At 69.7% G+C, this 18,127-nt stretch carries 14 protein-coding genes; 11 read left to right on the top strand and 3 right to left on the bottom strand.

The window, feature by feature from the left end; genetic code table 11:
- The 3 genes from VFR64_00480 to VFR64_00470 all read left to right on the top strand — a co-directional run.
- Positions 1 to 975 (top strand): ATP-binding protein (locus VFR64_00480; protein ID HET9488217.1); only part of this gene is annotated, 975 nt, incomplete at its 5' end.
- A gap of 2 nt (positions 976 to 977) precedes the next feature.
- Positions 978 to 2,144, top strand: coding sequence for an adenylate/guanylate cyclase domain-containing protein (locus VFR64_00475; GenBank protein ID HET9488216.1), 1,167 nt, complete (start codon positions 978 to 980; stop codon positions 2,142 to 2,144).
- A gap of 14 nt (positions 2,145 to 2,158) precedes the next feature.
- Positions 2,159 to 3,553, top strand: a complete 1,395-nt coding sequence (locus VFR64_00470) for a sigma-54 dependent transcriptional regulator (GenBank protein ID HET9488215.1) — start codon at positions 2,159 to 2,161, stop codon at positions 3,551 to 3,553.
- A 13-nt stretch (positions 3,554 to 3,566) separates the two neighbouring features.
- Here VFR64_00470 and VFR64_00465 read toward each other — a convergent pair whose 3' ends face one another.
- A complete protein-coding gene (locus tag VFR64_00465; protein HET9488214.1) occupies positions 3,567 to 4,775 on the bottom strand; it encodes an acyl-CoA dehydrogenase family protein in 1,209 nt (402 codons plus the stop codon).
- A 53-nt stretch (positions 4,776 to 4,828) separates the two neighbouring features.
- Between VFR64_00465 and VFR64_00460 the strand changes: the two genes are divergently transcribed.
- From VFR64_00460 to VFR64_00445, 4 genes are all read left to right on the top strand, one after another.
- Positions 4,829 to 5,308, top strand: a complete 480-nt coding sequence (locus VFR64_00460) for an SLC13 family permease (protein HET9488213.1) — start codon at positions 4,829 to 4,831, stop codon at positions 5,306 to 5,308.
- A 139-nt stretch (positions 5,309 to 5,447) separates the two neighbouring features.
- Positions 5,448 to 8,045 carry an Ig-like domain-containing protein gene (locus tag VFR64_00455; protein HET9488212.1) on the top strand — a complete coding sequence of 866 codons (2,598 nt, stop codon included), beginning with the start codon at positions 5,448 to 5,450 and terminating at the stop codon, positions 8,043 to 8,045.
- A gap of 31 nt (positions 8,046 to 8,076) precedes the next feature.
- Positions 8,077 to 8,751, top strand: a complete 675-nt coding sequence (locus tag VFR64_00450; GenBank protein ID HET9488211.1) for a hypothetical protein — start codon at positions 8,077 to 8,079, stop codon at positions 8,749 to 8,751.
- Positions 8,748 to 9,515: a carboxypeptidase-like regulatory domain-containing protein gene (locus tag VFR64_00445; GenBank protein HET9488210.1), complete on the top strand. Its 768-nt coding sequence runs from the start codon at positions 8,748 to 8,750 to the stop codon at positions 9,513 to 9,515. The genes VFR64_00450 and VFR64_00445 overlap by 4 nt, the downstream gene beginning before the upstream one ends.
- On the opposite strand, the gene VFR64_00440 is transcribed toward VFR64_00445, so the two are convergent.
- A complete protein-coding gene (locus tag VFR64_00440; GenBank protein ID HET9488209.1) occupies positions 9,497 to 10,018 on the bottom strand; it encodes a hypothetical protein in 522 nt (173 codons plus the stop codon). The two genes, VFR64_00445 and VFR64_00440, sit on opposite strands and share 19 nt — an antisense overlap.
- Before the next feature lie 51 nt (positions 10,019 to 10,069).
- On the opposite strand from VFR64_00440, the gene VFR64_00435 reads away from it, so the two are divergent.
- The 4 genes from VFR64_00435 to VFR64_00420 all read left to right on the top strand — a co-directional run bounded on the left by VFR64_00435 (position 10,070) and on the right by VFR64_00420 (position 17,580).
- Entirely contained in the window at positions 10,070 to 12,478 is a 2,409-nt protein-coding gene (locus tag VFR64_00435) for a hypothetical protein (GenBank protein HET9488208.1), read from the top strand.
- Positions 12,475 to 12,978: a hypothetical protein gene (locus tag VFR64_00430; GenBank protein HET9488207.1), complete on the top strand. Its 504-nt coding sequence runs from the start codon at positions 12,475 to 12,477 to the stop codon at positions 12,976 to 12,978. Before VFR64_00435 ends, VFR64_00430 begins: the two co-directional genes overlap by 4 nt.
- A gap of 145 nt (positions 12,979 to 13,123) precedes the next feature.
- The gene (locus VFR64_00425) at positions 13,124 to 14,359 is read left to right on the top strand and encodes an efflux RND transporter periplasmic adaptor subunit (protein HET9488206.1); all 1,236 of its coding nucleotides are present in this window, start codon (positions 13,124 to 13,126) and stop codon (positions 14,357 to 14,359) included.
- Positions 14,359 to 17,580, top strand: a complete 3,222-nt coding sequence (locus VFR64_00420) for an efflux RND transporter permease subunit (protein ID HET9488205.1) — start codon at positions 14,359 to 14,361, stop codon at positions 17,578 to 17,580. The genes VFR64_00425 and VFR64_00420 overlap by 1 nt, the downstream gene beginning before the upstream one ends.
- Positions 17,581 to 17,589: 9 nt before the next feature.
- On the opposite strand, the gene VFR64_00415 is transcribed toward VFR64_00420, so the two are convergent.
- Positions 17,590 to 18,108 carry an RNA-binding protein gene (locus VFR64_00415; GenBank protein HET9488204.1) on the bottom strand — a complete coding sequence of 173 codons (519 nt, stop codon included), beginning with the start codon at positions 18,106 to 18,108 and terminating at the stop codon, positions 17,590 to 17,592.
- Between the last annotated feature and the right edge of the window lie 19 nt (positions 18,109 to 18,127).

Below are 18,127 nucleotides of genomic sequence, written 5' to 3'. Positions count from 1 at the left end.
GGCGAGAGCGACGCCGAGCTGCTGGCGGCCGTGGCCAACCATGTGGCCATGGCCGTGGACCGGGCCGAGAGCTTCCAGACCATCGAGGAGCTCAGCCGGGGCCTGGAGGAGAAGGTCCGGGTGCGCACCGAGCAGCTCCGGGCCGCCAACGAGGAGCTGCAGGCCGCCTACCGGAATCTCCAGGCCACCCAGATGCAGCTCATCCAGCGCGAGAAGATGGCGTCGGTCGGGCAGCTGGTGGCCGGCGTGGCCCACGAGCTGAACAACCCGATCGGGTTCGTCTCGTCGAACGTGTCGACGCTCGAGGACTTCGTGAGCCGCCTGCGCCGGATCGTGGAGGCGTACCGTTCGGCCGCGCTCGGCGAGTCCGACCACGCCCGCATCGCCGAGCAGTGGCAGACGCTCAAGCTCGACTACGCGCTCAAGTACCTCGATCCCATGATCCAGGGGATCCGCGAAGGGGCGGAGCGGACCCGCAAGATCGTGCGCGATCTGAGAGTGTTCGCCCGCACCAGCGACGAGGCCTGGCAGACGGTGGACCTGCACGAGGAGCTGGAGTCGAGCCTCACGCTGCTCAATCACCTGCTCAAGGATCGCATCACCGTGGACCGGAAGTACGGTCCGCTGCCCTCGGTGGAGTGCGTGCGGTCGCAGATGGACCAGGTGTTCCTGAACCTCCTGGCCAACGCCGCCCAGGCCATCGCGGGGCCGGGGACCATCACGATCGAGACGGCGAGGGAGGATGAGTTCGCGGTCGTACGCGTCACCGACACCGGCCCCGGGATCGCGCCCGACACGATCGGCCGGATCTTCGATCCGTTCTTCACCACCAAGCCGGTCGGGGAGGGGACGGGGCTGGGGCTCTCGATCTCCTACGAGATCGTCAAGAAGCACGGCGGCGAGATCACCGCCGAGAGCCCGCCGGGGCAGGGCGCCACCTTCACCGTCCGCATCCCGCTGGACCGGAAAGCCTGACCGTGGCCGAGACGGCGACCGTGCTCGTCGTGGACGACGAGCCCCGCGTGCTCGACTCGCTGGAGGCGCTGCTGGCCATGGAGCACCGGGTCCTCCGGGCCGACCGCGGTGACGAGGCCCTGCGCCTGCTCGCCGCGGAACCGGTAGCGGTCATCCTCAGCGACCAGCGCATGCCGGGCATGCTGGGGACCGACCTGCTGGCCCGGAGCCGTGAGGTCTCTCCCGAGACGGTGCGCATCCTCTTGACGGCGTTCACCGACGCCGACGCGCTGATGGAGTCGATCAACGCCGCCAACATCTATCACTTCGTCCTCAAGCCCTGGGACCCCAGGGAGCTCACCCACATCGTCCAGCGCGGCCTGGAGCGCTATCGTCTGGTGCGCGAACGCGAGCAGCTCGTCCAGGATCTCGCCGTCAAGAACCGAGCCCTGGAATCGGCGGTGGCCAGCCTGCAGGCAGCCCAGGCCGACCTCGTCCGCGAGGCCGCGCTGCGCGCCCAGCTCCAGCGCTACGTCTCGCCCCGGCTCGTCGATCTGGCGCTGGCCAACCCCACGCTGCTGGAGCTGCCCGGCGACTGGCGGCAGGCCACCGTGCTCTTCGCCGACATCCAGGGGTTCACCCGCCTCACCGAGACCACGCCGGCACCCGTGGTCATCCACCTGCTGGACGAGTACTTCAACGCCATGATCGACGTGATCTTCCGCCACCAGGGAACTGTCGAGCAGCTGATCGGCGACGAGATCGTCGCTCTCTTCGGCGTGCACGAAGTGGACGGCGACGCGGCAGCCCGGGCGGTACAGGCGGCCCTCGACATGGTCGGCGAAGTCCGCCTGCTGGCCGGGCGGTGGGCGGCGGCGGGGCGGCCGGTGTTCGACATCGGGATCGGGATCTCCTCCGGCCGGGTCATGGCCGGCACGATCGGCTCCGGCCAGCGCCGCGAGCTGGTCGTGGTCGGGCGTCCCATGATCGCCGCGGCCCGCATCCAGCGGATGACACGGCTCTTCGGGGCGCATATCATCGCCGGCGAGGAGACGTTTCGTCAGGTCCGGGACCGCGTCCGTTACCGGGAGCTCGGGACGCCGCGGCTCAAAGGCATCCGCCAGCGCGCGACGCTCTACGAGATCCTCGGCGCCACGGCCGACGCGTCGGCGCCGGTGGGACTGGGCTGACGGCGGGAGGAAGCGTGGAGCAGCCGACCGTCCTCATCGTCGATGACGAGCTGCGCGTGCTCGACGCGCTGGAGGCCATCCTGGCCGAGGAGTTCAGGGTCCTCCGCGCCCCGGGCGGCGAGGAGGCCCTCGCGCTGCTGCGGGCCGAGCCCGACGTCGCCGTGATCGTGACGGACTACCGCATGCCGGTCATGACCGGCGTGGAGCTGCTACGCCGCAGCCAGGAGATCGTCCCCGAGTCCGTGCGCATCGTGCTCACCGCCTACACCGACGTCGACAGCCTCATGGAAGCGATCAACACCGGACACATCTATCACTTCGTGGCCAAGCCCTGGGACCCCAAAGAGCTGCTGGTGATCGTGCGGCGCGGGGCCGAGCGGTACACCCTCGCCCGGGACAACGCTCGCCTCCGGGACGAGCTGGAGCTCGCGCTGAACACGCTGCGCCGGGAGGCCAGCGAGATCCGCGCCCGGCCCCTGTCGTTCGACCGTTTGATCGGGGCCGAAACGGGTCTCCGGCCAGCCGTCGCGCTGGCCCGTCGGGTGCTCGACGCCGACACGACCGTGCTGCTGCTCGGCGAGACGGGGACTGGCAAGGAGCTGTTCGCCCGGCTGCTGCACGACAGCGGGCCGCGCCGGGGCGCCAGGTTCGTCGCCCAGAACTGCGGCGCCCTGCCCGACTCCCTGCTCGAGTCCGAGCTCTTCGGCCACGTGCGCGGGGCCTTCACGGGCGCCGTCGCCGAGCGGAAGGGCCTCTTCGAGGACGCCGACGGCGGCACGATCTTCCTGGACGAGTTGGGCGAGACGTCCCCGGCCATGCAGCTGCGCCTGCTCCGTGTGCTGCAGGAGGGGGAGATACGGCGTGTGGGCGCCAGCACCGGCCGCAAGGTCGATGTGCGGGTCATCACCGCGACGAACGTCGACCTCGACGCCGAGGTGGAGGCCGGCCGCTTCCGCCGTGACCTCTACTACCGGCTCAACGTGTTCCCCATTCGCCTGCCTCCGCTGCGCGAGCGGCCGGAAGACATTCCGGCGCTGGCCGAGCACTTCCTGAAGCTCTGCCGACAGCGCGCGCGACGGGCGGTGCCGGGGATCAGCCCCGAAGCGATGCGCTGCCTGCGCGCCTACCCTTTTCCCGGCAATGTGCGCGAGCTGGAGAACGAGATCGAGCGCGCCGTGATGCTGGCCGGCGACGGCTGTCTCATCGCCCCCGGCGACCTTTCGGATCGCCTCCGCCAGGACCCGGGGTCGGTCGCCGGCCCGTTGACGCTCAACGCCGCTATCGAGCAGCTCAAGCGGCGGATGATCGAGGACGCCCTGCGCGAGTGCGGCTCCAAGACCGGTGCTGCCGAGCGGCTGGGCGTGAGCCGCCAGAGCCTCCAGCAGATGCTGCGGCGTCGGCAGGCCTAGCCGCCGGGGCGGCTCACATGTGCTTGCGGAGCTCCAGCCGGCCGATCTGACGGCGGTGCACCTCGTCGGGCCCGTCGGCGAACCGCAGCGTGCGGGAGTGGGCCCACCAGAAGGCGAGGGGGAAGGCCTGGCTGACGCCCCCGCCTCCGTGCAGCTGCATGGCCCGGTCCACCACCCGCAGGGTCACGTTGGGGACGGCCACCTTGATCTCGGCGATGGCCTGGCGCGCCGCCTTGTTGCCCACGGTGTCCATGAGCCAGGCGGCATGGAGCACGAGCAGCCGCGCCTGGTCGATCTCGATGCGCGACTGGGCGATCCGCTCCAGCGTGATGTCGTTCTCGCTCAGCCGCTTGCCGAAGGCCACCCGCTCGTGGGCGCGCCTGGACATGAGCTCGAGCGCCCGCTCGGCGACGCCGATCTGCCGCATGCAGTGGTGGATGCGGCCAGGCCCCAGCCGGCCCTGGGCGATCTCGAAGCCGCGGCCCTCGCCCAGCAGCATGTTGCCAGCCGGGACGCGCACGTTCTCGAACAGCACCTCGCCGTGGCCATGCGGCGCGTCGTCGTAGCCGAAGACCGTCAGCATGCGCACGATCTTGATCCCCGGTGCGTCGCGGGGGACGAGGATCATGGACTGCTGCTTGTAGCGATCGGGGTTCGTGGGGTCATTCTTGCCCATGAAGATGATGATCCGGCAGCGGGGGTCGCCGATCCCCGAGGTCCACCACTTGTGGCCGTTGATCACGTAGTGGTCACCGTCCCTCACGATGGACGACTCGATGTTGGTGGCGTCGGAGGAGGCGACCCGGGGCTCGGTCATGGCGAAGGCTGAGCGGATCTTGCCTTCCAGCAGGGGCGCCAGCCACTGTCGCTTCTGCTCCTCGGTCCCGTAGCGGACGAGCACTTCCATGTTGCCGGTGTCGGGGGCCGCGCAGTTGAAGATCTCCGGGGCGATGGGGGAGCGCCCCATGATCTCGCACAGCGGGGCGTACTCGGCATTGGCGAGGCCGGCACCGTGCTCGCTCTCCGGGAGAAAGAGGTTCCAGAGCCCGCGCTCACGGGCCCGGGCTTTGAGCTCCTCCATGATCGGCGGCACCTGCCAGCGGGAGGGCCCCGAGCCGAGCTGCTCCACGAACGTCTGCTCGTTCGGGTACACGTACTTGCCCATGAAGTCCGTCAACTGCTCCATGTACATCCGAGTGCGCGCCGAGTACGCGAAGTCCATGCGGTTCTCCTGGGCCGGCTCGCCACCGGCCGGATCGAGTCGTCGGACGGCCCGTGAGCCCGGGCGTCCGCCATTCTACCGCGGCCTCCCGCGCCGAGCCTCGGTCGGCTGCCTCCCTTCCGGATCGACCGCACGGGCGTGGCCGTCTTGGGGCAGCCGCCATGGTCGCCAGCGGCGCGCTTCCCTGGAGCGAGGCGGTTGCCGCGGTCGACGCCAACACCCTCGTCCTGCTCTTCGGGATGATGATCGTGGCCGCCTACCTGAGATTGTCCGGGTTCTTCCGCCTCGTCACGACGTGGACGCTCCGCTGGGCCCGCACGCCGATGGCCGCTCTGGTGGTGGTGACGGGCGCGGCCGGCGTCCTGTCCGCCCTGTTCGTCAACGACCTCGTGTGTCTGGTGCGGTCGCCCGGGGCGCCGGAATCAGGATCGGGCTCGCCGAGTACTGCCGGGTCGGCGTCCCCCTCACGCCGCTCACGCTCCTCAGCGGCTGGCTGCTGCTCTGATCGGACGTGGCGGACCGTCCGCGAATAGTCGCGGTCAAGCCTAGCTGTATCTTCGCGCGCCGTATCGGACGTGACACTCTTGACGCGGTCAGATCGTTTCGCTCACCCTGCCACAGAACATTCACCAGCACGCGCAGCGCGCGTCCGCGCAGCCGTGTGGAGGCCCGATGGTTGGAGATGGTAGACGGCGTCGCGGTTGTCGGCCGCACTTCCTGCGCGCGCTCCCGTCAGTCCTGGTCGCCGCTCTGAGCCCGTCGACGAGCGACGCGCTGGTCCAGCCGATCACTGCGCTGGCGCCATTCGAGACGCTTCTCGATGGCCAGGTCGAACTGGTCGGCGTGGCGGTCATGGAGGACGGCACCGTCTACGTCGCCGAGCGTAGCGCCGGGGTCATCTACAGGCTCGCGTCCTCGGCGCAGCTCGCTACCGCCGCGACGGGCCTGGATCGCCCGGCAGGGCTCGCTTTCGACACGGACGGCCGCCTGCTGATCGCGGAGGAACGGGCCGGGCGCGTGCTGCGGCTCGAGCCGAGCGGGACGCTTACCGTGCTCGCCACCGGCATCAAGACGCCGCGCTGGCTGGTTGTCGCCCCCGACGGGGCGGTGTATATCAGCGCCCACCGGCTCTTTGCCGCCGACGGCCTGGACACGACGGAAGGCCGCGAGATCCTGCGCTTGCGCCCCGACGGCGTTCTGGCCGTCGTCGCGACGGGGATCCGGCGACTCGAAGGACTCGCGCTCCTCGACGACAGCCTGATCGCGGCCACCAAGGGGCTCGAGAGCGGCCCCGACTCGGCTGGCACGCTTCTCCGCTACCCCATCCTCGGCGGCGGCGGGCTCGGCGCCCCGGTCACCTTCGTCGGCGCCGGGCTCAAGCAGCCAGTGGGGATCGTGCCGGACCACCATTCGGCCCTCTATCTATCCTCGAAGGAACTCTTCGGGGACGTCGATCCGGCCCGGCGCGCCATCGGCAAGGTGCGTCCCGACCTGCACGTCACGACGTTCGCCCAGCAGCTCGAGGACCCCCAGGGCGTGGCCTTCGGTCCGGACGGCTCGCTCTATCTCGCCGATGGCCGCTCGGGCCGCCTGGTGCGCTTCCGCGCCCCACCGGCGCCGACACTCACCGCCGTGCCGGCGTTCACGACCCGGTCGCCGCTCGCTATCAGCGGCACGACCGAGCCCAACAGCCGGATCGACATCGTGGTCAACGAGGCGACGACTGTAGCGACCGGCTCTTCGGGCACGGCTGGCGCCTTCAATGTCTCGGTCCCACTAGTCCTGAACGACGCCAACGATCTCGAAGTCTTCGCCACACCGCACGGGGGCGACGGGCTGACATCGCCGGCGGCGACGCCGGCGACCCGGCACGACGACGTCGCCCCCGGCCTCGTCTTCCAGTCCCCTCCCGCCGGAGCGCATCTCCGCGGACTGGTCACTCTCCAGGTGCAGGCCAGCGATGGCGGTAGCGAGGTCGCGAGCCTGGCCCTGAGCGTGAACAGCCAGCCGCTCGAGGCGGCGCTGGCCCCCGCCCCGCCGGCGCCGTCCGTCACTGCGACGGCGTCGTGGACCACCACGAACGTCGGCGACGGTGCCCACACGCTCGGCGCGGCGGCGGCCGACCGGGCCCAGAACCTCGCCACGGTCAACCGGGCCGCGATCGTGGACAACACGCCACCGGACACTGAGATCACCCAGGGCCCGACCGGCGCCACCTCGGAGACGGCGGCGACGTTCGCGTTCACGGGGACCGACAACCTGGCGCTGGCCGAGCACCTGCAGTTCGCCTACCGCCTGGATGACGGCCCGTGGTCGGCATTCGCGCCGGCCACCAGCGCCACGTTCACCGGGCTGGTCCAGGGCGCGCACGTCTTCCGGGTCAAGGCGCGTGACCGGGCGGGCAACGAGGATCCCACCGCGGCCGAACGGGGCTTCACGATCCGCAGCCTGCGCGTGACGATCACCGAGCCCGCGGACGGCGTGACTGTCCCGGCCGGGGCCGTTGTCGTGCGTGGAACGATCGATGCTGCCGGCGGCAAAGTGGGCGTCGCCGTGAACGGCGTCCCCGCCGCTGTCCAGGGGACCGTGTTCGCAGCCCAGATTGCAGTCGACGCCGAAACCACTAGTCTCACCGCTGCTGCCGCAACCGGCACGGGCGCGACCGCGAGTCACGCCATCGACATCGTTGTGGTCGGTGCCGCCGACTCCGCTCGCGTGCTGCTGCCCGATCCGCGCCGTGGCGTCGGCCCGCTGACGGTTTCATTTGCTTTGCACGGTGTCCCCGGTCCGGCGAGCGTTGAGCTTGATGCCGATGGAGACGGCGTTTCCGACTTCGTCGGGGCCAACCTTCGAGGGCTGAGCTTCACCTACGCGACGCCGGGAGTGTACCTCGCCTCGGTGATGGTCACGGATATGCAGGGCCAGCGCACCACACTAGGGGCCGTGGTGGAGGTCTTTGATCGCGCGGGACTCGACACGGTCTTCCAGGATCGATGGGCGGCATTCCGGCAGGCCCTGGCGCGCGGCGATATCGATGGGGCCGCGGCGATGATCGTGGGGCCGGCGAGAGAGAAGTATCGAGGGGCCTTCCAGCGGTTAGGAACGGATCTGCCGGCCATGGCGGCCGATCTACGTGATCTCGTCTTGCAATCAATCGACGGGGCGACTGCAGAGTACTTGACGACCCAGGACCGGGATGGCGCGACCTTCGTCCACTTCGTCTACTTCATGCGCGATGAAGACGGGCTATGGAAGATTGCGGCGATGTGAAGCGGACGCCGTGGGTGCGACGCTAGCTCACATGGGTGTGCTCATCAGCGCCCCTCTCGCTGCCGGCCTGCTCTTTGCCGCGGCCAGTCCGTCTCTCGGCGCCGACCAGCGGCCCTCCTTGGCATCTTCCCGGATGGGGGTGGCCGCTGCCGGGACGGTGGGGCGCCAGGTCGTGGTCCCCGCGATGCGCGGCCAGGTCGTGTCCGCCAGAACCGGGTTGCCAATCGCCGGAGCGTCTGTCTTCGGAGTCTGGCTCAGCGAGCAATCCAGCGTGACGCTGCACATCGCCGAGACGAAGTCCGCCGGCGATGGCACCTTCATCTTACCGAAATGGGTTTCTGACTGCGGCAAACGAGCCAGCCTGGATCGTTCGGGCGTTATCCTTTTCCGGCGCGACTATCGCGTGGAGTCTGTTCCGCTGGCTAGGCTCGTGGGCCAGCGGGAGGTCCCCACTATCCCGCTGAGCTTGTTTGTGGGCCCGCCTGTCGAGCGAGCGATAGAGCTTTCAGAGCTCCTACAGGGCCTCGTCTTGATCGTGATCAGTGCCGCCGAGCCACGGCTGCCGGAGATCGTCATGGCAATCGAGGCCGAGCAGCAGACCTTGCCGGAAGACGTCAGGCGTGGACGGATGGGGCGGCCAGAGTTCGAATGGATGGTCAACGAGGCCCAGCGGGCGCGCCGACAAGCGAATCAGGGGACGAAGTGAGCGCGATCTGGGGCCGGCCGAGCGACCTCAGGTGGTGGTTCGCTGGGATCCGCGGCTTCGCCCTCCTCCTCTTGACTTATCTCGTTAGTGCCCCAGTGCTCGTGTGGGCCATAGCGCCGCCGTTCTATTCCGCGAACCCAGTCCAGGCCACCGTGGTGGACGAAGTCAGCGGCAGCCCGCTGTCCGGGGTCATCGTCGTCGCCATCTGGCAACTCAAGGCGATTTCCGGCCTCGGTCCACGCCTGCAGGTGAGCGAGACCCTCACCGACCACCAAGGGCGCTTCTCGATACCTGGCTGGGGGCCCAGGATGCGTCCCCCACTCACGGAGTTTCGCCGGAGCTCACCACGGCTCGTGTTCTTCAAACGGGGGTATGTCCCTCTCGTCCTCTACAACGAGTCGCGCCGCGAGGTCGAGAAGGCGTACCCGAACTACCGGACGATGTCGACCCGAGACTTGCGTGAGGCCACCCAGTGGCACGAGGGCACAGCCAGCGACGTCGTACAGGAGTCGATGTGGAACGGCCTCACGATCCAGGTCGAGCCCTTTCGGGGTACGCCGATGGAGTGGTTTCGACATCTTCGTCACGTCGAGAGTCAGGTTGAATGGGAGGATACCCTCAACGCGAGGCAGCTCTATCAGACGTTGCTCGCCGAGCGCGACTATTTCCGAACCAACCCAGTAAGTCCTAGGGAGGTGAGGCCGCAGCGAATAGAAGAATTCTTCCTGGATATCGAATCGCGACTTCAAGGGAAAAGAAAATGATCGGACAGGGGCGACCAACCGTTTCGGCCCTTGCGACCATCCTGCAGCTTGTCGGGGCCGCTGCCACTTCCGCTTTCGAGATTGAGACACACCGAATCATCACAGATCATGCAGTCGAAGCGTCTATCCTGACGCAGGGTTATCTCGAACAAGAGCTGGCACTCTCGCCGAGCGCGGAATTGCAGGGAACGGATGGGCAGCGGCTGCGACCGTCGCGCTGGGTGCAGGAGGGCAGCGTCAGGGAAGATTCGCTCGCGTTCTTCTCGCGCCAGCCACTGAGATTCCGACATCACTTTTACGATCCCCACTTCGATCGGGGGCTGAGCGTCGGGATTCTCCTGGGACGCCGGGCGTTCGAATGGGCCCTTGAGGAACCGGAGGAGATTGCCGGCCAGGGTTTTTCCTGGCGCGACGCTCGCCGATATTTCTTCGACGCCCTGACCGCCGGGACCTCGAGCCAGCGGGAAGCGCAGATGACCCGGACCTTTCAAACCCTGGGGCACGTGATTCATCTCATTCAGGACATGGGATCGCCCGAGCATACGCGCAACGATATGCATCTCGTCGGGAGTCTCTTCGAAGGGAAGATCGACGAGGAGAAGGAGCAATACGACTTCGGCGGATATCCTGTGCCCGCGTTCACGGACGGGCGTCAGTTCTGGCGGACCGGTGACGGCCGAGGGTTTGCCGAGTTTACGAATCGAAACTTCATCTCCGAGGACACGAACGTCAGCCGTACCGACGATGGCAGCACCGGCGGGGGGTATCCGCTACCTCGACTCTCCCTCAGCCTGCGTGAAGAGGTCGACATACGAACCCTCATTCCGACCAGTCCTTTGCAGGGCACCGTGACGTTTTTTGGCAACGACATCGACGATCGCCTCACCGGATCGGTGATTCGGAATTCGCGGATGACGAGCTACTCACTGTTCGACCGCGACTTGCGGCGACGGCAGGAAAACGAGGTGTTCACGGTGAACCGGTTCACCATCAGGCGGGCCGGCGAGATCTTGCTGCCGCGGGCGGTCGGCCATTCGGCCGGCCTGATCAACCACTTCTTCCGCGGCAAGCTCGACCTGGGGATCGGCGCCAACCCGAGCGACCTCACCGCCTCGCAGGTGACGGTGACCAACCGCTCCGGGGAGACGCTGGGGCCCGGGACCATCGAGCTCTACGCCGATACCCTCGCGGGCGATCGAACCAAGGTCGCCGAGTCCGCCGTCGGGCAGATCGCCGCGGATCAGCCGCTCACGACTTTCCCGATCGCTCGGGACGTGGAGGCGCAACCGCTGACGGCGGTCTTCAAGGGCACGCTCGGGCAGGAGCCGGAGGCCGTCATCGGCAAGGTCGGCGGCCGGGCGGTCGAGCAGTTCTTCAAGGGCGCGACGGACTGGATGCTGCGCACGGCCGACGGGATCTTCCCGCTCGGGCTCGGGACGGCGCCCGGCCGGCTGCAGTGGGGCGACGTCGACAACCTGCTGCTGGCCCAGACGTTCCTGCCCGCCAACGACATGCACTTCCAAGCCTACCGGATCAACCGGCCGGAAGGCTCCCCGGTGGTGCCGCTCAAGGCGGACCCACTGGACCCGGCCAGCCGGGTGGTCGATCTGGCCCCGGTCGGGCCGCTCCTGCGCCTGGGCGCCAGCCCGGTGGAGCTGGGGACCGCGGTGCACTATCGGCGGACCCACAACTATCGCCAGCACCTGCTGACCTTCCACGTCAAGGAGGAGGTCAGCATCGGCGAGGGGGCGCCCGTGGGCTTGCTGACGCTCGAGCGACGCGAAGTGCTGAGCGTCGAGCCGACGGTGCCGTTCGCGCAGACCTTTGCCATCGACGAGACGTTCGTGCCACGCACCGAGCTGCCGTTCTTCACGACGGCCAGGCCCTACGGCTGGTTCGTGAGCGATGTCTTCGTCAGCCGCGAGGGCGACGTCCTGGCGCTGGTGCAGGTGAGCCTCAACCAGCGGCTGCTCTTCGTGCCCGTGCATGCCCACGACGCCCAGGGTGTTGTGGGGCCCACGAGCAGCCAGCGGGCGGTCGCACTGTTTTCCCCCTCGATCCAGGTTCTCCATTTCCTGGTGAACCTGACCCAGCGCACGGTGGTGGCCAAGTCGGGCGGGGACGTGGTCAACCTGACCTTCACCACCGAGGACGAGTTCACCGAGGTAGACGCCTTCATCACCCACATCTCGGCGGAGGACGGGGAGCAGGCCAGCGTCTGGGTCTATCCCTACGACTTCAGCCTGTACGCCGGGACGACGGTGGCCGGCGACCCCTCGGTGGTGGCGACCCTGCCCGGGGCCCTCGGCAGTTCGCAGTGGACGTTGCCCGGGCTGCACCGGCCCGAGCTCGTCGCCGCCGGCTTCGTGGACAGCTTCACGGTCGTGCGCCAGGACGAGACGACCATCACGAAGGTCCCCGGGGGCCGCAAGCAGATGGGCGCCGTCGCCGCGATCGCGTTCGTGACCGCCGTCTACGACATCCCGCCGCCGGCCCCACTGGGGATCATGGGCGTGGTGCGGGCGGGCCCCGACAACCGCTTCGCCGTGCTGGGCTGGATCCACGTCCAGAACGTCGAGCGCTGGGTGCCCTACCGGTGGGCGCCAGCCGAGGGGACGGTGACCCGGCTGGCCGGGCTCGACATCCCGACCGATCTGCCCAGCGACGTGAGCCTCCTGAGCGCGAACGGTGAGAGTGCCCTGCTGCTGGCGACCGTGACCACCGGGCCCCTGCGGATCCTGGAACGCTCGGTGCGCCTGGTGACCGAGCCCCGCGAGTTCACGTTTCTCGACCGCATCGACCTGCGCTACCGGCTGCTCGCGCCGTACTGGCTCTTCAACGTGGAGGACCTGCGGTTCCACCGCGTGAGCGCCGAGCTCGAGCCACTGGAGGGGCCGCGGCCGCTGGCCGCCGGCGGGCCGACGGCCGGGGAGTACCACGTGACCGGGCGGACTGCGCCATGAGCCGGCGTCTCAGGGCAGCGGTGCTCCTGGTCATGCTGCTGCTCGCCGGTGCGGCGCTCGCCCAGGAGCCGCCTCGGCGGTCGGCGCTGGACTGGCCGGCGATCGACGGCGCCAGCGCGGCGAGTCTGCAGCTCGGCCAGGAGGAAGACGCCGTGCTCGCGCTCTTCGGGGCTCCCGACGAGACGCTGGCGTCCCCCTTGGCGGGCCGGCTCTTGCGGTATGAGATCCTGCCGCACGTCCGCCTGGAGGTCCACGCCCGGGCGGGGCGGCTGGAGGCGATCGGGTTCACGGTCATCGACGGTCAGGTCCCGGCTCGCTCGCCGCGCACCGTGCGGGGCATCGAGCTTGGCGCGCCGATGGTATGGGTGGCCGAGCGCTACGGGCCCCCGGTCGGCGGCCGGCACTGGTACGCCGAGCCCGGCATCGCGTTCAATCTCGAGAGTGCCGCGGATACCGTCCAGTCGATCCTGATCTTCGCACCCGGCCGTCTCGCTCCCTGACACTCAGGTTGATCAGCCGCCGAGCCAAGCCCGCGACCCCTCACGCTCCTGGTCGGTCGGCTGCTGCTCGCCTAGACTAGGGCATCACTTCGCGCGGTGACCAGGCTTAGCGTCTGGGGGCGTTCTGGGGGACAATGTCCGGACGATGTCCGGGCGTCCCCAGCCGCTTCTGAACCTGCTGGTTCTCGTCGCGGTCGGCCTGGCGGCCGGCGCCTGCGGGCCCGATCAACCGGCCACGGCCTCTCCCCAGAGGAAGTCGGCGACGCCGGCGCCAGCCCAGCGCGCAGTGAAGGTGGAGCCGGCCGGTGAACGACAGGTGGCCCGGACGGTGATCGCCACGGGCACCCTGGCCGCCGAGGACCAGGTCGTGCTCGGGTTCCAGGTCGCCGGCCGCCTGAGCGAGATCCTCGTCGACCTGGGCAGCCGGGTGCGGCGGGGCCAGGCTCTGGCCCGGCTGGACCCGACGGACTTCCGGCTCCGGGTCGAGCAGGCCGAGGCGGCCCTCCGGCAGGCGAGGGTCCGGGTCGGTCTGTCGCCGGAGGGCACGGACACCCGCGTGAACATCGAGGAGACGGCGGTCGTGGCCCAGGCCCGGGCCGTCCTCGTGGAGGCCCGCCTGACGCGCGAGCGGATGGTCAAGCTCTGGGAGCAGCAGCTGGTGGCCCGCGCCCAGCTGGACGCCGCCGTGGCCGCTCTGCAGGTCGCCGAGGCACGATACCAGGACGCCGTCGAGGAGGTCCGCAATCGCCAGGCCGTGCTGGCCCAGCGCCGCTCGGAGCTGGAGCTGGCCCGCCAGCAGCTCGCCGACACCACGCTGACCTCGCCGATCGACGGCGCCGCCCGCGAGCGTCGGGCGTCCGTCGGCCAGTACCTGGCGGCCGGCACTCCCGTCGCCACGGTCGTGCAGCTCGACCCGCTCCGGCTCCGCGTCGCGGTGCCCGAGCGTGACGCCGCCGATGTGCGGCCCGGACAGAAAGTTCGGCTCACCGTCGAGGGAGACTCCGCCAGCTACGGGGGCCGCGTGGTGCGGCTGAGCCCGGCCATCGAGGAGCAGAGCCGCACGCTGCTCGTCGAGGCCGAGATCCCCAACCCGCGGGGGGCGCTGCGACCCGGCGCCTTCGCCAAGGCCGAGATCACCACCGACGCCGGCCGCCCGGTCGTGGTGGTGCCGGCCTCGGCGATCGTCACCTTCGCCGGCATCGACAAGGTGCTCGCGGTGGCCGACGGCCGCGCGGTCGAAAAGCGCGTCCAGCTCGGCCGCCGGCTCGGCGAGCACGTCGAGGTCGTGAGCGGGCTCGACAAGGGCGAAGCGGTGGTGGTCCAGCCGGGGAATCTCGTGGGCGGCCAGCAGGTGACGGTGGTGCCGGGGGCGGCGCGCTGATGCAGAAGTTGGCCGCGGTCTGCATCCGACGCCCGGTCTTCGCCACCATGATCGTGCTGTCGCTCGTCGTGGTCGGCGCCGCCGCCTATCCGCAGCTCCGGGTCGACCGCTTTCCCTCGGTGGACCTGCCCACCGTGACCATCCGCACCTCCTTACCGGGCGCCTCGCCCGAGGAGATCGAGGTCCAGGTCGCCCAGCGCATCGAAGAGGCGGTGAACACCGTCGAGGGCATCGATGAGCTGCGGGCGATCGCCGGCCAGGGTTCGACCGTCGTCATCGCCACCTTCGACCTCAAGCGGGACATCGACGTCGCCGCCCAGGACATCCGCGACCGCGTGTCCGCCATCCTCAAGGACCTGCCCGAGGATACGACCCCGCCGGTCATCTCCAAGTACGACAACGACTCGGCGCCCGTCGTCACGCTGGCCCTGTCGGGCGACCGCCCCATCCGCGAGCTGACCGAGCTGGCGGACAAGACGGTGAAGGTGGCCATCGAGCGGGCACCCGGCGTCGGTGAGGTCCGCATCGTCGGCGGCCTCGAGCGCGCCATCAACATCTGGATCGACGCCGATCGCCTGGCCGCCTACCAGCTGCCCATCACCGCGGTGCGCGACGCCCTGGTCCGCCAGAACAGCGACCTGCCCGGGGGCAACGTCACCGCGGGCGCCCGCGAGCAGACGCTCCGCACCATGGGCCGGCTGGCCGACGCCCGGGCCTTCGACAATCTGGTCGTGGCCACCCACAACGGGTCGCCCATCCGCATCCGGGACCTGGGCCGGGCCGAGGACGGCACCAAGGAGCAGCGGTCGGCGGCCCGCCTCGACGGCGTGCCGGCCGTCACGCTCGAGGTGCGGCGCCAGTCGGGAGCCAACACGGTGGCGGTGATCGAAGGCGTGAAGGCGCGGCTGCCCCGCCTGACCGCGCAGCTGCCCCCCGACGTGAAGATCCACGTCATCGCCGACCAGTCGCGCTTCATCTACGCGGCCCTGCACGAGATCAACGTGCATCTGGTCCTGGGGTCCATCCTGGCCAGCCTGGTGGTGCTGGCCTTCATGCGCTCCTGGCGGTCGATGGTCATCGCCGGCGTGGCCATCCCGGCCTCGCTCATCGCCACGTTCGGCATGATGCGGGCCCTCGACTTCACGCTCAACAGCGTCACCATGCTGGCCCTGGTGTTGATGGTCGGCATCGTCATCGACGACGCCATCGTGGTCCTCGAGAACATCTTCCGGTTCATCGAGGAGAAGAAGATGTCGCCCTTCGAGGCGGCGCGGGAAGCCACGGCCGACATCGGGCTGGCCGTCATGGCCACCACGCTGAGCCTGGTCGTCATCTTCGTCCCCGTGTCGTTCATGTCCTCGATCGCTGGCCGCTTCCTCTACCAGTTCGGTATCACGGCGGCCGCCGCGGTCATGGTGAGCCTGCTCGTTTCGTTCACGCTGACGCCGATGATGAGCGCCCGGTTCTTCCGCAACGTGGCCGCCCCCGGGCACGAACCGGCCCGCTCGCGCGGCGGCTTCTACGCCCGGCTCGACCGCGGCTACACGGTGACCCTGGCCGCCGCCATGCGTCACCGCGCGCTGGTGGCCTTGGTGGCCCTGGCCGTCGTCCTGGCCTCGGTGCCGCTCTACGGGCTCCTGCGCCAGGAGTACATTCCGTCCAACGTCGACGAGGCCGAGTTCGAGGTGCGGGTGAGGGCGCCGGAGGGGACGAGCCTGGCCGCGATGGACGAGATCATGCGCGCCGTGGAGCGGGAGCTGCGGGCGACCCGCGGCATCCGGCTCGTCCTGGCCACGGCTGGCGGCTCCTTTCTCGGCTCGGTGAACGAAGGCCGGGTGTACGTCCGGCTGGCCTCGCACGAGGAGCGGACCTTTTCCTTCGGCCGTCTCTGGTCGGGCATCCTGGCGGGCGAACCACTCGCGGCGTTCCGCGGCAACTATGGCCAGCGCGACGTGATGCAGGAGGTCCGGCTCCGCCTCCGGAAGTACCGGGATCTGCGCGCCCGGGTGGTGAACCTGCCGTCGTTCCGGTTCCCCGGCAGCTTCATCGACATCGACTTCATCCTGCGCGGGCCCGACCTCGAGCAGCTCGCCGCCTACATCGAGCAACTCCGCCGGCGGGCGCCCGACCTCGGCCTCATCGACGCCGACTCCACGCTCAAGCTCGACAAGCCAGAGCTGCGCGTCCGCATCGATCGAGCCCGGGCCGCCGACCTGGGCGTGGACTCCCAGGACGTGGCCACGGCGCTCCGCCTCATGGTGGGCGGTGACGAGGAGGTCTCGAAGTTCCTCGATCCGTCGGTCAACGACGACTACGACGTACAGCTCCGCCTGGCCGAGGACGACCGTGACGACCCCGGCACGATCTCGCGACTCTGGGTAGCCCGGGCCGGCGGAGGCCTGGTGCGGATGGACAACCTGGTCCAGATCGAACCGGCGCAGAGCGCCTCGCGCATCGACCGCTCCGACCGGCAGCGCGAGGCGCGCTTGCGGGCCAACGTGGCGGCCGGCTACGGTCTGGCCGACCGCATGGAGGCGCTGCGCGCCGAGGTCCGGGCCATGAACCTCCCGCTCGGCTACTCCACGGACATCGGGGGCAAAGGGCGCGAGCTGGAGCGCTCGTTCGGGGAGTTCCTGCTCGCGTTCGCGCTCTCGGTCGTCTTCATGTACATGATTCTGGCCTCGCAGTTCGAGAGCTGGATCCACCCGGTGACGATCTTGCTGTCGCTGCCCCTGTGCGTGCCCTTCGCATTCTTTTCGCTATGGGCCTCCGGCAACACGTTGAACCTCTACTCGGCGCTGGGCATCCTGGTGCTGTTCGGCGTGGTCAAGAAGAACTCGATTCTGCAGATCGACCACATCAACAACCTGCGGGCCGGGGGCATGGAGCGGCTGGCCGCCATCATTCAGGGCAACCGCGATCGGCTCCGCCCGATCCTCATGACCACGCTGACCTTCGTGGCCGGGATGATCCCGCTGGCGGTGGGCACGGGGCCGGGGGCCGAGGAGCGCCGTGCCATCGCCGTGGTGGTGATCGGCGGCCAGACGCTCTCGCTGCTGCTCACGCTGCTGGTGACCCCGGTGGCCTACTCGCTCTTCGAGGACCTGGCCGCCGCCCTGCGCTGGCCGAGGCCGAGCCTCGTCGGTGGGGGGGTCAAGCGCCGGCTGCGGCGCTTCCGGGCGCGCTCGCGGGAGGCGGTGATCAGCCGCCGGGCGCCCTAACCGCTCGGCTCACCAGCGGAAGCCGTCCTCGCTCCTCCTGCCCTTGTCCCCGGCGCGGCGTTCGCCCCCCGGCTTGCGTCGCGGACTCGGGGGCCGGCGGTCGGCGTCGTCCCCGGGCCGGCGTCGAGCCGGACGTCCCTGACCGCGGCCACCGCCGCCCCGCGGAGGCCAGCCGCCCCCCGCAGCGCGCGGGTCGAAGCCACCACCCGGAGGACTGCCCGGGGCGGACGGGCGGGGCGGGCCGCCCGGCCTGGAACCCGGGCGCGGAGGCGGCGCCGAGCCCCGCGGCGTCGCTTTGTCGACGCGAATCATGCGGCCGTCGAGGCTGGTGTTGTTGAGGTTGCTGATCGCGCGCTCGGCTTCCTCGGGCGTGGCCATCTCCACGAAGCCGAACCCCCGGGAGCGGCCCGTCGCGCGGTCCGTCATCACCGTGGCCGCCGTCACCGCGCCGAAGCGCTCGAACGCGCCACGCAGGCTCTCATTGGTCGTCGTGAACGACAGGCCGCCGACGAACAGCTTCACGGGCATGCGCGGGCTCCTTTCCCGA

This window comes from Candidatus Methylomirabilota bacterium, assembly GCA_035709005.1.
GTDB lineage: Bacteria > Methylomirabilota > Methylomirabilia > Rokubacteriales > CSP1-6 > 40CM-4-69-5.
The sequence above is the reverse complement of the archived record's forward strand: the minus strand, read 5'-3'. Positions and strand labels throughout refer to the sequence as shown.